General features: G+C 65.4%; 1 protein-coding gene and 1 pseudogene. One reads left to right on the plus strand and one right to left on the minus strand.

Features of this window, described 5'->3' with window-relative positions; all coding sequences use genetic code 11:
• Positions 1–723, minus strand: a pseudogene (locus tag VGH54_RS12635) (adenylate/guanylate cyclase domain-containing protein); the annotation flags it as partial.
• A 141-nt stretch (positions 724–864) separates the two neighbouring features.
• Between VGH54_RS12635 and VGH54_RS12640 the strand changes: the two are divergent.
• Positions 865–1,681 (plus strand): PfkB family carbohydrate kinase (locus VGH54_RS12640; RefSeq protein ID WP_331512342.1); only part of this gene is annotated, 817 nt, incomplete at its 3' end.

Genomic DNA, 1,681 nt, shown 5'->3' on the forward strand with positions numbered 1-1,681 from the left:
ATACGGGCCGGTGAGGATGTTGGTGCCCAACGCCGGGCCTTTGTTCACGTTGTAGATCACATTGCCCCGGGCGTCCAGCAGCATTGCGTCGCGGTATTCGAAGCGGGTCGCGATCTCGCGAAAGTAGTTGTTGAAGCGGGCGTTCGCGGCCGACCATGCGCTGCCGTCGCCCGCGTCGTCGGGTGCGGGCGACGCGGCCGACGACCGGACTGTGTAGTGGGTTTGGAGATATTTCTGGGCGTTGCCGCTGGGTAGCAGCGCGCCCATGTCCAGCTTCTGGCCGGTTGTCTGCTGGATCGGTTTGATCAGCTTGTCGGTGTAGTAGGTCTCCAATGCCTGCTGCTCGCCGGGATCGGTCGGCGCATCGGCCAATTGGTCGAAACCAGCGGTGAAGGCGGTCACCGCATCTTCGGCGGTCGACCCGCGGGTGTAAACGATCAACGAATTCGTCAGGTCGGCGAACAACATTTCAATCGCGCGCTTCTGCGCCTCGCGCAGTTGTGTCATGCGTTCGGCGGCGATGGGCATCAGCAAGTTTCGGCCGGATACATATTCGACGGCGCCGATCACCGCCAACGAGGCCAGGCTGGACACCAGCAGCATCAGCATGATCTTCGACTGAATGCTCAACCGGGACAGTGGCCGCCGATGACGACGTCTGCCCTTTTCGGTCGGCACGGTTTCTTCGTGCGGCGCCGGATCAGTCGAGTCCTGCGGCGTCAATTGACGTCCTTTCGCTGCCGGGCCGAAAAGCCCAGATCACGCAGCAGAATATCGCGTGGGGGTTAGTGAAATCGGTTTTGCCGAAAACCGTTATCAATACGTCGTTTGTATATCCGAGCGCTAATCCATAACGTCGGCGCAATGACACGGGTATGCGTGGTAGGCAGCGTGAATATGGACATCGGGTTCGATGTTGACACGCTGCCCGGCCCGGGCGAGACCGCATTGGCGACGTCGGTGCGCTCGACACCCGGCGGCAAGGGCGCCAATCAGGCCGTGGCGGCCGCGCGTGCGGGTGCCGACGTGCAGTTCGTCGGCGCCGTCGGCGATGACCCGTCGGCGGCGCAACTGCGCGACCACCTCAACGCCAACGGGGTCGGCACCGATTGGCTGATCACCGTATCGGGGCGCAGCGGAACCGCAGTCGTCATCGTCGACTCGGGCGGCGAGAACATCATCGTCGTCGCTCCGGGCGCCAACGGCGGGCTGACAGTGGACCCGGCGGGGTTGCGCAAGCTCGTTGCGGACTGCGATGTGTTGTTGCTGCAGTTGGAGATTCCGATCGCCACTGCGACAGCGGCTGCACGTGCCGCCCGTTCGGCCGGCGTGACCGTCATTCTCAACGCCTCACCGTCGGGCGGCGACGAAGCGGAGCTGGCACGGCTGGCCGAGGTGACCGACGTCTTGGTCGTCAACGAAACCGAAGACGCACACTGGGTTTGGCCCGTCCCGCATCGTGTCACCACGCGCGGCGCACGCGGTGCCGGCTACGTCGGCGATGGTGTGGAGTTCAGCGTGGCCGCACCGGTCGTGGATGCGCTCGACACCTCTGGCGCCGGCGACGTGTTCGCCGGTGTCCTGGCCGCCGGCTGGACCGTCGACCGCGACCGTGCGCTGCGCCGGGCCTGCGCGGCAGGCGCCCTGGCGACGTTGGTGCCCGGTGCCGGCGGCTGTGCGC

The sequence above is a fragment of the Mycobacterium sp. genome, from assembly GCF_036488105.1.
GTDB lineage: Bacteria > Actinomycetota > Actinomycetes > Mycobacteriales > Mycobacteriaceae > Mycobacterium.